Genomic DNA, 13219 nt, shown 5'->3' on the forward strand with positions numbered 1-13219 from the left:
CGCCGAGTGTGAAATGCACGGCGCAACAGTCCGCGTAGCCGCCGTTTGGTTCACGCTGTGCGCCTGGTTCGGCGACGGCGGCAATGCCGGGGTCGGTGTCGGCGGCGGCGCCAGCGGTAGCACCGGCAACGGCGCCAATGGCGGCTCCGGCGGAAACGGCGGCAGCGCGCAGACGATCGGCAACGGCGGCAACGGCGGAACCGGTCTCGTCCCTGGAACCGGCGGGCTCGGCGCCGCCGGCGGAAACAAGGGCACGCTGTTCGGCATTGCCGGCGCGCACGGCGGCAACGGCACCTGATCCGGCCGGGCGCCGCCTGTATGGCACTCTCTAGCTTTGGCGCTGGGAACGCGCGGTGAGGGAGGGCGCTATCAGCAAGCTCGGCTTCTCGAGCGTTGTCATGCTCGGCATCAACGCGATCATAGGGGCAGGCATCTTCCTGACCCCCGGCGCGGTCATCAAACTCGCGGGTCCACTGGCGCCCGTCGCCTACCTACTGGCGGGCCTGTTCGCCGGCATCATGGCGATCGTCTTCGCGACAGCGGCAAGGTACGTGAAGACCAACGGCGCCTCCTATGCCTACACAAACGCGGCATTCGGCCAGCGAGTCGCCATCTACGTCGGCGTCACGCATGCCGTCATCGCGTCCATCGCGTGGGGGGTACTCGCGTCACTGTTCGTCTCGACGCTGCTGCGAGTTGCTTTTCCGCAACAACATTGGGATCAGGACACGGATCTGGTCAGCGTCAAGACGTTGACGTTCCTGCTCTTCATCGCGGTGCTGTTGGCGATCAACCTGTTCGGCAACCGGGTGATCAGGTGGGCCAACGGAATCTCCACCGCGGGCAAGGTTTCCGCCCTTGCCGTGTTCATCGCCGGCGGATTGTGGGTCGTCGCGACCCAGCATGTGAACAACTACGGCACGGCAAGCGACCCGGGCGTCTTTCAACCCGCCCCATACGCCTTGTTCGGTTTCGTCGACCTCGGGCAAAGCCGCCTGAGCGGCGTGGTCCTGGCCACCGTGGCCGCACTGTATGCGTTCACCGGTTTCGAATCGATCGCCAACGCCGCCGAGGAGATGGAAGAACCCGAACGCACCCTGCCGCGAGCGATCCCGCTGGCAATCCTGGCCGTCGGCACCGTGTACGCCCTCGCGGTCACGGTGGCAATGCTGTTGGGATCCAACAAGATCGTCCAATCGACCGCTACGGTGAAGCTGGCGGCGGCCATCGGCAACGACGCGTTCCGCACCATCGTCATTCTGGGCGCCCTGGTATCGATGTTCGGCATCAATGTGGCCGCATCATTCGGCGCACCCCGGCTGTGGACGGCATTGGCGGACACCAGAACCTTGCCGCCCGCACTCTCGAAGAAGAACCGATTCGGGGTTCCCATGACGGCTTTCGGCATCACCGCGGCACTGGCGCTGGCATTTCCGCTGGCGCTGCGCTTCGACAACGACAACCTGACCGGGCTGGCGGTGATCGCCCGATTCATCCAATTCATCATCGTTCCGATCGCGCTGATGGAACTGGCGCGCGGGCGGCCCGCAGGCCAACCCGAGGGGAACCGAAACCCATTGACCGACAAGGTGTTACCGATAGTTGCCGTCGTCATCTCGGGGGCGTTGGCGGTGTCCTTCGACTACCGGACCATACTCTTGACCCCGCAAGGCGGTGCCAACTACTTTTCGATCGTGCTGATCGCGGGCACCTTCATCGCGGTGCCCGCTGCCGCCTACATCCACTACTACCGGTCCACCGAACGCGAGGCCCGGTGGCGGCGACCGACCGCACCGGCTGACGCGCGCCGCGATCGCCCGTCCCGATGACGACGACCCGTCCCCCGCAAGCGGGAGGTGCCCCCAGCGCCCGGCTCCGCCGCGCTTGCGATCGCCGTGTCAGCCCGCGTACTCCACTTCACCGTCGTCGAGCACGAACCGCGGCCCGTGACCTTCGGCCCCGGATGCTTCGGTGCGGAACACCGCCCTGCCCGGTCCGGTCTTCCAGATCAGCGTCGACAGGGTCTCCCCGGGGAACACCGGCTTGGTGAAGCGCGCGGCAATCGAGGTGACGTTGGCCGCGACGCCGTTACCCAGTTCGGCAACCAGAGCGCGGCCCGCCACCCCGTACGTGCACAGTCCGTGCAGGATCGGCCGGGGAAATCCGGCCAGGTTCGTGGCGAACCAGGGGTCGCTGTGCAGTGGGTTGCGGTCTCCCGACAGCCGGTAGATCAGTGCCTGATCCTCGCGGGTCGGTAGTTCGACGCGGACGTCGGGCTCGCGCTCAGGGAACTCCGGCGCCACCGGCCGCTCCCCCTTCTCACCACCGAAGCCGCCTTCGCCGCGGATGACGAGCGTGGTGAGCGTTTCGGCGACCAGTGTCCCGGTCTCGGGATCGGTGCCTGTTCCGCGCAACATCAGGATGGCGTTTTTGCCCTCACCCTTGTCCTGGATGTCGGTCACCTCGGAGACCACCGACAGCTTGCCCGCCGGCGGCAGCGGCGCGCGCAGCCGGACGGTCTGTGACCCGTGTAAAAGCATGGCCCAGTTGAACGTTCCGACCTTGCCGGCCGCTCCGAACGCCGGGCAGCAGATCACGGCGTAGGTCGGCAACACCTGCTGCGGGATGCCGTGACTGTTTTCGGTGGTGAAGGACAGATCCTCGATCCCGGCACCGACTCCCAGCGCATACAGCAGCGTGTCGCGGTCGGTCCACTCGAACAACTGCGGCTCGGTCACCGCACCGACGGCACTCGGGTCAATCGCCATGCGTCTCCTCCAGATTTCAATTCCGCAATTTCGCTGAAGTAACCATCGCAAACCCTTCCCTCCGACGGTGTCGGCAGGGCAGGCTATCGCCATGGTGAAGCGCACATTGATTCGGCGGGCGTCCCAATTCGTTGCTGTCGCCGCGGTAGTGGTGGCCGTCGGCGCCTGCGGCAGCAGCAACCCGCAGGCACGCAGCATCACGGTGACGTTCATCCGCAACGCGCAATCCCAGGCCAACGCCGACGGCATCATCGACACCGCGGTCCCCGGTCCCAGCCTCACCCTCGACGGCAAGGGCCAGGCCCAACAGCTCGCCCATCAGGTCGGACACACCGAGTTCGACGCGTTGTATTCCTCCCCCATGGCCGCCGATCAGCAGACCGCCGGGCCGCTGGCCACCGAGGTCGGCCGGCAGGTCGAGGTCCTGCAGGGCCTGCAGTCGATCAACGCCGGCTGGTACAACGGCAAACCCGAGTCGATGGCCAATTCGACATACATGCTGGCACCGGTCCGCTGGGTGGACGGCGACGTGAACACCAGCATCCCGGGCTCGGTGAGCGGCAGCGATTTCAATTCCCAGTTCAGCACGGCCATCCGCAAGATCTACGACAGCGGACACAACAAGCCGGCGGTGTTCTCCCAGGGCACGGCGATCATGGTGTGGACGCTGATGAACGTCAAGAATCCCAAGCTCAGTCTGCTCAACAGCCACCCGCTGCCCAATGTCGGACGCGTGGTGATCACCGGCAACCCCGTCACCGGCTGGACCCTGGTGGACTGGGACGGCGTGCGCAGCTTCAGCTGATCGCAGCCGACTCGCCCGCCTCGCAAAGGCTGTATTTCAGCAGGCCGATACCCCCGCATTCCGCTGCAGATTTTCAGTCTGGGTGAAACGGCTGCACGCTTGCTTCGCGCGTCACGGTTGACGTGCGCGCCCGGATGCCGCCACGATGGGCAGCATGCGGTATGTCGTTACCGGCGGTACCGGGTTTATTGGCCGCCAAGTCGTTTCCCGTCTGCTGGACCAGCCCGATGCACAGGTCTGGGTGCTGGTCCGCAGCCGTTCGCTGGGCCGCTTCGAGCGTCTCGCCCTGGACTGGGGTGAACGGGTGAAGCCGCTGGTCGGCGAGCTGCCCGAGCTGAATCTGGCCGACCAGGTGATCGCGGAGCTCGGTCATGTCGACCACCTGGTGCACTGCGCGGCGATCTACGACATCACCGCCGGCGAGGCGGAGCAGCGGGAAGCCAACGTGGAAGGCACCCGCGCCGTCGTCGCGCTGGCGGGTCGGCTCGGCGCGACCGTCCATCACGTCTCATCGATCGCGGTGGCCGGCGACTTCCGCGGCGAGTACACCGAGGACGACTTCGACGTCGGCCAGGGACTGCCGACCCCGTATCACCGGACGAAGTTCGAAGCCGAGGCGCTGATACGGGACACCCACGGGCTGCGCTACCGCATCTACCGCCCGGCCGTGGTCGTCGGAGATTCGCGCACCGGTGGGACGGACAAGATCGACGGGCCCTACTACTTCTTCGGCGTACTGGCCAAGCTCGCCGTGCTGCCGTCGTTCACGCCGGTGCTGCTACCCGACACCGGGCGCACCAACATCGTCCCGGTCGACTACGTGGCGGATGCGCTGGTGGCACTCATGCATGCCGAGGGTCGCGACGGGCAGACCTTCCATCTGACCGCGCCCGATAGCGTCGGGCTGCGTGGCATCTATCGCGGGATCGCACGGGAAGCGGGTCTGCCCCCGCTGCGCGGGTCACTGCCGCGGTCGGTCGCGACCTCGGTGCTGAAGGCCGGCGGGCGCGCCAAGGTGGTGCGCAACATGGCCGCCACCCAATTGGGGGTACCCGCCGAGGTTCTCGACGTCATCGATCTGGCTCCCACGTTCGTCAACCTCCGGACGCAGGAGGCGTTGCGCGACAGCGGCATTGAAGTACCCGCATTCGCGACGTACGCGCCGAGGCTGTGGCGCTACTGGGCCGAGCATCTGGATCCCGACCGCGCCCGGCGCGATGATCCCACCGGCCCGCTGGTTGGGCGGCACGTCATCATCACCGGCGCGTCCAGCGGCATTGGGCGGGCCTCCGCGATAGCCGTGGCCGAGCGCGGCGCCACCGTCTTCGCGCTGGCCCGCAACGGCGAGGCGCTCGACGAGCTGGTCGACGAGATCCGCGCGCAGGGCGGGCAGGCCTACGCGTTCACCTGCGACATCACCGATGCGGCGTCGGTGGAGCACACCGTCAAAGACATCCTGGGCCGCTTCGACCACGTCGACTATCTGGTGAACAACGCCGGCCGCTCGATCCGCCGCTCGGTGGTCAACGCATGCGACCGCATGCACGACTACGAACGGGTGATGGCGGTCAACTACTTCGGTGCGGTGCGGATGGTGCTGGCGTTGCTGCCGCACTGGCGAGAGCGCCGGTTCGGTCATGTCGTCAACGTCTCCAGCGCCGGGGTCCAAGCCCGCAACCCGAAGTACAGTTCTTACCTGCCCAGCAAAGCGGCGCTGGACGCGTTCGCTGACGTGGTCTCCACCGAAACGTTGTCCGACCACATCACCTTCACCAACATCCACATGCCGCTGGTCGCGACCCCGATGATCGCCCCCTCGAACCGGCTCAACCCGGTGCCGCCCATCAGCGCCGAACGCGCGGCGGCGATGGTGGTGCGCGGCCTGGTCGACAAGCCCGTCCGCATCGACACCCCGATGGGCACCCTCGCGCAGGCCGGTCACCAGTTCGCACCGAGGCTGTCTCGCCGGATCCTGCATCAGCTCTACCTCGGCTACCCCGATTCGCCTGCCGCGCGCGGCCTCACCGAACCTGTTGCCACACAACCGCCTCGGCCAAGACGGCCGGTCCGGGCGGTCCCGCGCGTCGGGGTACCCAAGCCGGTCAAGCGGTTGGCACGGCGGGTGCCCGGGGTGCATTGGTAAATCTGCGGGCCGGCGTTTAGCCGTGTCCGAGCGCGGTATCCGTGAGCCCCATCCGCAACCATCACAGACGACACCCCGACCCGGTGGCCGTGACGGCGCAGTGCGATTCGAGTGGGCGCCCACTGCTGACCACCACGCTGGCCGAGCCCGGTGCATTGCTGGTCGGCGACGACCGCCGCACGCTGCACGGTGTGTCGCCTATGCGGCCGATCGACGGCTCAGGGCCGGCGCAACGCGATGTGCTGGTGATGACCGTTGCGCCTACTTCTCGCAGGTGAACTGGTTGACGTCGATGTAGCCCATGCGGAACATCTCGGCACACCCGGTCAGGTACTTGATGTAGCGTTCGTAAACCTCCTCGGACTGCAACGCGATCGCCTGATCCTTCTGCGCTGCCAGCGCGGCCGACCAGATGTCGAGAGTCTTGGCGTAATGCGGCTGCAGCGACTGCACGCGAGTGACGTTGAACCCGTTGGCGGTGGCGCGCTCCTGCACCATCGGTATCGACGGCAGCCGGCCGCCCGGAAAGATCTCGGTGACAATGAATTTGACGAACCGGGCGAATTCGAAGGTCAGGGGCAGGCCGCGTTCCTTCATCTCCAGCGGGTGCAGCCCGGTGATGGTGTGCAACAGCATGATGCCGTCGTCAGGCAGCAAGCGGTGCGCCAGCGTGAAGAACGCGTCGTAACGTTCGTGCCCGAAATGCTCGAACGCGCCGATGCTGACGATGCGGTCGATCGGCTCGTCGAACTGTTCCCAGCCTTGCAGCAGAACGCGTTTGGTGCGGGGGCTGTCGGATTTCGCGAACAGCCCCTCGACATGATTGGCCTGGTTCTTGCTCAGGGTGAGGCCCACAACGTTGACGTCGTAGCGCTCGATCGCGCGCATCATGGTGGCGCCCCAGCCGCAGCCGACATCGAGCAGAGTCATGCCGGGCTGTAGTCCGAGTTTGCCCAGTGCGAGATCGATCTTGGCGATCTGCGCCTCTTCCAGCGTCATGTCGTCGCGCTCGAAGTACGCACAGCTGTAAGTCTGGGTTGGATCCAGGAACAGCCGGAAAAAGTCATCGGACAGGTCGTAGTGCGCCTGCACGTCGTCGAAGTGTGGGGTCAGATCATCGGGCATCGGGTCAGCGTATCGTGTCCCCGGTGAGCGCCGTGTTCGCCGACGTCGACACCGGCATCGACGACGCACTTGCCCTGATCTATTTGCTGGCCAGCGACCCCGAGCTGGTGGGTATCGCCTCCACCGGCGGAAATGTCCCCGTGGAACGGGTGTGCGCCAACAACCTCGGCCTGCTGGAATTGTGCCGGGCCGGCCCCGTCGCGGTTTCCCGCGGCGCCGACACGCCATTGCACGGGCACCCTCCCGAGCGTGGAGATGCACACGGTCCCAACGGATTAGGCTATGCGGTGCTGCCGCACACCGATCGGCGGCTCACCGAGCACGATGCCGCTACAGCCTGGGTGCGCGCGGCGCGCGCCTATCCCGGCGAGTTGATCGGGTTGGCGACCGCCCCGCTGACCAACCTGGCGCTGGCGTTGCGCATCGAGCCGGAAATGCCGAGGCTGTTGCAGCGACTGGTGATCATGGGTGGAGTGTTCGACGGCAGCGGCCCCGCCGAATGGAACGCCCGAGTCGACGCCCAGGCGATGGCCGAGGTGTTCTCCGCCTGGACCGGCCGCCCACGACTTCCTATGGTGTGTGGACTGGACCTGACGCGCAAGGTTGTGATGACGCCCGAACGCCTCGGTGGGTTGTCCGGGCCGTCGCCGCTGACCGGATTCATCCAGGACGCGATGCGGTTCTACTTCGAGACCTACCGTGACCGCGGCCTCGGCTACCTGGCCCATCTGCACGATCCGCTCGCCGCAGCCGTAGCGCTGGACCCCCACCTGATCGTGACGCGGGCGGCCACGGTGGACGTCGACCTCACCGACGACCGCGGGATGACCACAGCCGACTGGGGTGGCACACGAACGCCGAACGCGCAGATAGGCATTGACGTCGATTCCAGAGCTTTTTTCGACCGGTTCATACACCGGATCGGTGCGTTTGCGAGCCGGCTGAGCTGACGGGTCGCCGGCCGGCGGTCACCCGAGCTCGCGGACGGAGCCGGTGACGACCACACTCGGCGGGCTAACGGCGCGGCTTTCATGCGCTGGGGTTTGCCCCCGCAAGGAAAACCCGTCGCTGACCGACCTGACGCCCGATGCGCTGCTCACCAGCCAAAATACCGAAAGTGAAGGTCAGGCCCGTAAACCATACCTACAGTATGGGACAACCGTGCCAAAAAATATGGTTGAACTGTTGCGCAATCGACCCTCGACCCCCTAATTTGGAGGAACGGTGAGATTCGGATCACGTGTGGCGCTATAAAGCAATGGAGCAACGGTCACAACTTGGTCTGCACCGAGGGAGGCGGTCGCACAGCGCGGCCGGATAGTTAAGGGGACCATCTCGTGTCAGGAACACGCCCGGCCGCGCGACGGCTGAACCTTGTCGCCGTCAGTAACACCCAGCTCGCCGAAGATGCCGGCGAACGAGGCTGGGTATCGAGGGGTCTGTGCAGGACAAAAGACCCGGACGAGCTCTTCGTGACCGGGGCGGCGCAGCGTCAGGCGGCGACGATCTGCCGGCACTGCCCGGTGCTGCGGGAGTGCGGCGCAGATGCTCTGGACAACAAGGTCGAATTCGGCGTGTGGGGCGGGATGACCGAACGGCAACGCAGGGCCCTGCTCAAGGAACATCCCGATGTGGTGTCCTGGTCGTCGTTCTTGAACAAGCGCAATTCTCGCAGCGCCGGCTGAGACCCACGCCGTTCATCTCATCATTACTTTTTTGTTACGTTGCGAGCGGTACGCCGGCCTGGATCGGCGAATTCGCCTGCACCACAACAGGTTCGCGGCCGCACGAGGCGCACGGGTTCGGCCGGATTTTTGCCCGTCGGTAAATCCGCGGCGTTTTCGCTGATCAGACGCCATGACCGATGGTCACCCCACCCCCTGCGGCAAGTGAGTCACTCATAGATGCCCTCCAAGAACCACCTCCTCTGCCGGTAACACAGCAAGAGCGCACGCTCGCTTTCCAAGAGCACCTGGGCACGAGCGATGCGGCCAACCTTGTGACCGGCCTCAGGCCGGTCATCCCACCATCGCTCGTCGACAGGCCACGGTCCCGCCCACCAGCGCAGCCGGTCATCCCGGCCCTGGACAGCCAGTAGCGCGGGTTCGGCGGAGAACAGTCCCCGGCTGGTCACCCGGACCGGGCTTCCTTGCATATCAAGCAGTTCCACCGGGTCGTCGACCAGAACCGCCGGCGACGGGTCGGGCAGTTGGCCGGGCCACGGCTGAGCAGGGTCAGCCCGGGGCACCGGCTCGTCGCCCAACGGAGTCAGCGTGATGCGTTCGGCCGGTCCGCGGCCGCCGGACAGCACCGGCACCTGCACCGCCTCCGGGCCCAGCAACCCCTGAACCCGCACCAGCGCCCGGCGGGCCCGAAGCCTGTCCTCTTCACCAAGACCACCCCAGAGCGGTAACTGCAGCGCCTCGGCCGAGACCACCTCCACGGCCTGGAGCCGCAACAGCGTCACCGGTGCGTCCAGTGGGCGACCGCGCGCGATCCGATGGCTCAGCCACCCGTCGAGTTGCCAGCGCACCCGGTCGGCGGTTGCGTCCTCGGTCAACGGTTCGGCGCACCGCCATACCCGGCTCAGCTCGTCGCCGCTGGCGGTGACCGCGTGAATGGCCAGCCGAGTGCACCCCACTCCGGCGGCAAGCAGCGCCTGGTGCAATGTGGCAGCAAGCGAGCGGCCGGCGAATGCCGCGGCGTCGACCCGGCCGATCGGCGGATCGCAGTCCAGTACGGCACCGAGTTCCGCCGGCGGTTCACGCCCCGAGGGACCCCGTTCCGATTCGCCGCGGGCGAACCGGTGCGCAGTCACCGCGTCGGCTCCGAACCGGGAGGCGACGTCGGTGCGGGACAGCGCGGCGAACTGTCCAATGGTGCGAATTCCCATCCGCCACAATAGATCCGTCAATTCATCGCGACCCGGACCGGACAGGCTCGGCTCGGTGGCGAGTTGACGGATCGACAGTGTGGACAAGAACCGCGCATCCCCTCCCGGCTCCACCACGCGACCCGCGCGCGCGGCGAAGACCGCGGTGGACAGCCCGTCGGCGATCCCGACCTGGCACTCGGCACCGGCTGCGGCCACCGCGTCGATCAACCGCTCAGCCGCCTGTTGCTCCGATCCGAAAAACCGGGCCGCACCGCGCACCGGCAACACCAGAAGCCCGGGGCGCAGCACCTCGGGACGGGGCACCAGATCCTCCACCGCGGAGATCACCCCTTCGAAGAAGCGGGCGTCGCGGTCCACGTCGGCGGCCGCGATGTGCAGTTGCGGACACCGCGCCGCCGCTTCCCGGCGTCGGAGGCCGCGCCGTACCCCGGCCGCCCGGGCCGTCGCCGAACAGGCGATCACCCGGTTGGCCACGGTGACCGCGACCGGATCCGTTGCGGACCGGCCCGCGGCCGCTGCCGCCGCGACCGCCGGCCAGTCCATGCACCAGATCGCCAGCGCTCGAGAAGCCATCAGCGTCACCCGGTTCGGGCTCGGCCGATCGACCGGCCGCACCGGTGGATCTGCAGCCGCACCCCACTGATGCGCCCGACCCCGGGGGGTGGCTCGCCCCCGAAAGACGGAGTGAGTTCGTAGCCGCAGACCCGGGCCTCCAATCGCGTTGACGCCCCTTCCCAATCACCGTCGGTGACCAGGACCGTGCAGCCCTTCTGGCGGGCACGGGCCACCACCGCCCGCGCCCGGGTCCGCGTCACCCGACGGCCGCCCAGGCCCAGAACCACCAGATCCATCCCGTCGACGAGCACCGCGGCCACCTCCACCGGATCGTTTCCGGCATCCGGAATCAACGCCAGACGACTCAGGTCCGCCCCCATTTCCACCGCGGCCAGCAACCCGATATCCGGCTGGCCGACGATGACCGCGTTCCCCCCGCCGGCCGTCACATCGGCCACCATGCGCAACACCAACGACCGCGCTCCCGACACCACCGCCACCGTGCCACGCGGCAACAGCGCCGGACCCGCCGATACCGGCTCATCAAGCCGGGCGGTATCTTTGCCAGACAGCGCAGCGATCTTCTGTCGCAGCTGTTTCAGCTGCTCAACCCGGTTTTCCCGGTGTTGATCAGAGGCAACAGCCGCGGTCATGACCAGCCTCCCCATCAAACTCTTTCGAAAGTATGTTCGATACGTTTCGAGTAAACACCCACCCCCCGACAGCGTCAAGACGCGGTCGGGCCACCGGGTGGCAGCGCTTGGTGCTGATGTGGCGGCTGATAGCTGGTGGCGCTGTTGTGACCCCTGATCCAGCAAATACTGTTACCGAGCAGGTAGCGGTTGAGTTAGCGGCCACGCCGGACGGAACGGGAAACGCGGTGGGCATCGGGACACCCGGCATGAACCGCTGGAACAGGGACGTCGCAATCGCCGCGCGATCTCATCGCCGAGGGGTACATATGGCGGTGCTGCAGCACCTGCTTGCCGATCAACCCGAGCCGCACATGAAACGTCGGCAACCCGGCGGGATCCAATAGCGGATTGTTGAACGGTGCACGGTCGGCACGCTGGAACTCGAAGGCGGCGCTGATCCGCGGCGCAGTTCCCAGCCGGCTGCCGCGCCCGCCCCAGTGCAGGACCGGCCGCACGCGGCCCGCATCGTCGTCGGGCTATTCCCACTCGATGGCCCGACTTCTCCTCGGGCCGCACGCGGCCCGCATCGTCGTCGGGCTATTCCCGACGGCCCGACTTCTCCTCGGGCCGCACGCGGCCCGCATCGTCGTCGGGCTATTCCCACTCGATGGTTCCGGGCGGTTTGCTGGTGACGTCGAGCACCACCCGGTTCACCTCGCGGACCTCGTTGGTGATGCGGGTCGAGATGCGTTCCAGCACCTCATAGGGCACCCGGGTCCAGTCGGCGGTCATGGCGTCCTCACTGGATACCGGGCGCAATACGATCGGGTGTCCGTAAGTGCGCCCGTCACCCTGCACGCCGACCGAACGGACGTCAGCCAGCAGGACCACCGGGCATTGCCAGATCTGGTTGTCCAGGCCCGCCGCCGTCAGCTCCTCCCGCGCGATCAAGTCCGCCCGGCGCAGCGTCTCCAGCCGCGCGGCGGTCACCTCGCCGACGATTCTGATGCCCAAGCCGGGACCCGGGAATGGCTGGCGCGCAACGATTTCCTCCGGCAGGCCCAGCTCGCGTCCGACCGCGCGCACTTCGTCTTTGAACAGCAACCTCAATGGTTCGACGAGGGTGAACTTCAGGTCATCGGGCAGACCACCCACGTTGTGGTGGCTCTTGATGTTGGCGGTGCCGCTCCCGCCGCCGGACTCCACCACATCCGGATACAGCGTCCCCTGCACCAGGAAATCAATCGTGCTGCCGTGCAACACATCCCGTACCGCACCCTCGAAGGCACGAATGAACTGCCGGCCGATGATCTTGCGCTTGCCCTCGGGATTGCTGACACCCGAGAGCGCCGCGAGGAAGGTCTGCGCCGCGTCGACGGTGACCAGATTGGCTCCCGTGGCGGCGACGAAGTCGCGCTCCACCTGCGCTCGCTCACCGGCGCGCAAAAGACCGTGGTCGACGAAGACGCACGTCAACCGGTCGCCGATGGCGCGCTGCACCAGTGCGGCGGCGACCGCCGAGTCCACCCCACCCGAGAGCCCGCAGATCGCGTGGCCGTCGCCGATCTGCTCGCGCACCTGCTCGATGAGAGCGTTGGCGATGTTGGCCGGAGTCCACTCCGCACCGATTCCGGCGAACTCGTGCAGAAACCGGCTCAACACCTGCTGCCCGTGCGGGGTGTGCATGACCTCGGGGTGGTACTGCACGCCGGCCAGACCACGGTCGCGCGCTTCGAAGGCGGCCACCGCCGCCCCTGCACTGCTGGCCACCACCTGGAATCCCTCCGGCGCAGCGGTGACCGCGTCGCCATGGCTCATCCATACCGGCTGAACTCCGGGCAGATCCGAATGTAGTTCCCCGCCAGAGACTTTCAACTCGGTGCGGCCGTACTCGCTGGTGCCGGTGTGGGCAACGGTGCCACCGAGCGCCTGCGCCATCGCCTGGAACCCGTAGCAGATGCCGAACACCGGCAGACCGAGGTCGAACAACGCCGGATCCAGTTGCGGGGCGCCGTCGGCGTACACGCTGGCCGGACCGCCCGAGAGCACCAGCGCCAACGGATTGCGGGCCCGGATCTCCTCGACCGACGCGGTGTGCGGGATCACCTCCGAGAACACCCGCGCCTCCCGGATCCGGCGGGCGATCAACTGGGCGTACTGGGCACCGAAGTCGACCACCAACACGGGCCGCGGCGAGGCTGATTCCACGGGCATCGAGTTTAGCCATGCAACGAGTCCGATCTTTGTCAACCATAGTTGACGGAACTGAGGACCGCTCCTATAGTCCCATGA

General features: G+C 66.9%; 12 protein-coding genes. 7 read left to right on the plus strand and 5 right to left on the minus strand.

What is annotated here, in order from left to right:
• Window positions 1-13 precede the first annotated feature (13 nt).
• Entirely contained in the window at window positions 14-298 is a 285-nt protein-coding gene (locus ACX9NE_RS21690) for a hypothetical protein (protein ID WP_459363106.1), read from the plus strand.
• 100 nt (window positions 299-398) lie between these two features.
• Window positions 399-1829 (plus strand): APC family permease, encoded by a 1431-nt coding sequence (locus ACX9NE_RS21695; RefSeq protein ID WP_459363162.1) that lies wholly within the window; start codon window positions 399-401, stop codon window positions 1827-1829.
• A gap of 69 nt (window positions 1830-1898) precedes the next feature.
• Here the strand turns inward: ACX9NE_RS21695 and ACX9NE_RS21700 are convergent, their stop codons facing one another.
• A complete protein-coding gene (locus tag ACX9NE_RS21700) occupies window positions 1899-2768 on the minus strand; it encodes a MaoC family dehydratase (protein WP_459363105.1) in 870 nt (289 codons plus the stop codon).
• A gap of 91 nt (window positions 2769-2859) precedes the next feature.
• On the opposite strand from ACX9NE_RS21700, the gene ACX9NE_RS21705 reads away from it, so the two are divergent.
• The 3 genes from ACX9NE_RS21705 to ACX9NE_RS21715 all read left to right on the plus strand — a co-directional run bounded on the left by ACX9NE_RS21705 (window position 2860) and on the right by ACX9NE_RS21715 (window position 5994).
• The gene (locus ACX9NE_RS21705) at window positions 2860-3573 is read left to right on the plus strand and encodes a histidine phosphatase family protein (RefSeq protein ID WP_459363104.1); all 714 of its coding nucleotides are present in this window, start codon (window positions 2860-2862) and stop codon (window positions 3571-3573) included.
• Between the two features lie 154 nt (window positions 3574-3727).
• Window positions 3728-5716 carry an SDR family oxidoreductase gene (locus ACX9NE_RS21710; protein ID WP_459363103.1) on the plus strand — a complete coding sequence of 663 codons (1989 nt, stop codon included), beginning with the start codon at window positions 3728-3730 and terminating at the stop codon, window positions 5714-5716.
• Window positions 5717-5757: 41 nt separating this feature from the next.
• Window positions 5758-5994 carry a 2OG-Fe dioxygenase family protein gene (locus tag ACX9NE_RS21715; RefSeq protein ID WP_459363102.1) on the plus strand — a complete coding sequence of 79 codons (237 nt, stop codon included), beginning with the start codon at window positions 5758-5760 and terminating at the stop codon, window positions 5992-5994.
• Here the strand turns inward: ACX9NE_RS21715 and cmaA1 are convergent.
• The gene (cmaA1, locus tag ACX9NE_RS21720; RefSeq protein ID WP_459363101.1) at window positions 5978-6841 is read right to left on the minus strand and encodes a cyclopropane mycolic acid synthase CmaA1; all 864 of its coding nucleotides are present in this window, start codon (window positions 6839-6841) and stop codon (window positions 5978-5980) included. The genes ACX9NE_RS21715 and cmaA1 overlap by 17 nt on opposite strands.
• Before the next feature lie 14 nt (window positions 6842-6855).
• Between cmaA1 and ACX9NE_RS21725 the strand changes: the two genes are divergently transcribed.
• Window positions 6856-7791 (plus strand): nucleoside hydrolase, encoded by a 936-nt coding sequence (locus tag ACX9NE_RS21725; protein ID WP_459363100.1) that lies wholly within the window; start codon window positions 6856-6858, stop codon window positions 7789-7791.
• A 387-nt stretch (window positions 7792-8178) separates the two neighbouring features.
• Window positions 8179-8526 carry a WhiB family transcriptional regulator gene (locus ACX9NE_RS21730; RefSeq protein WP_459363099.1) on the plus strand — a complete coding sequence of 116 codons (348 nt, stop codon included), beginning with the start codon at window positions 8179-8181 and terminating at the stop codon, window positions 8524-8526.
• 209 nt (window positions 8527-8735) lie between these two features.
• Here the strand turns inward: ACX9NE_RS21730 and ACX9NE_RS21735 are convergent, their stop codons facing one another.
• From ACX9NE_RS21735 to guaA, 3 genes are all read right to left on the minus strand, one after another.
• Window positions 8736-10313, minus strand: coding sequence for a DNA polymerase Y family protein (locus ACX9NE_RS21735; RefSeq protein ID WP_459363161.1), 1578 nt, complete (start codon window positions 10311-10313; stop codon window positions 8736-8738).
• A gap of 2 nt (window positions 10314-10315) precedes the next feature.
• Window positions 10316-10945, minus strand: coding sequence for a hypothetical protein (locus ACX9NE_RS21740; RefSeq protein WP_459363098.1), 630 nt, complete (start codon window positions 10943-10945; stop codon window positions 10316-10318).
• Between the two features lie 636 nt (window positions 10946-11581).
• Window positions 11582-13141: a glutamine-hydrolyzing GMP synthase gene (guaA, locus tag ACX9NE_RS21745; RefSeq protein ID WP_459363097.1), complete on the minus strand. Its 1560-nt coding sequence runs from the start codon at window positions 13139-13141 to the stop codon at window positions 11582-11584.
• Between the last annotated feature and the right edge of the window lie 78 nt (window positions 13142-13219).

It is taken from the genome of Mycobacterium sp. ML4, from assembly GCF_054515735.1.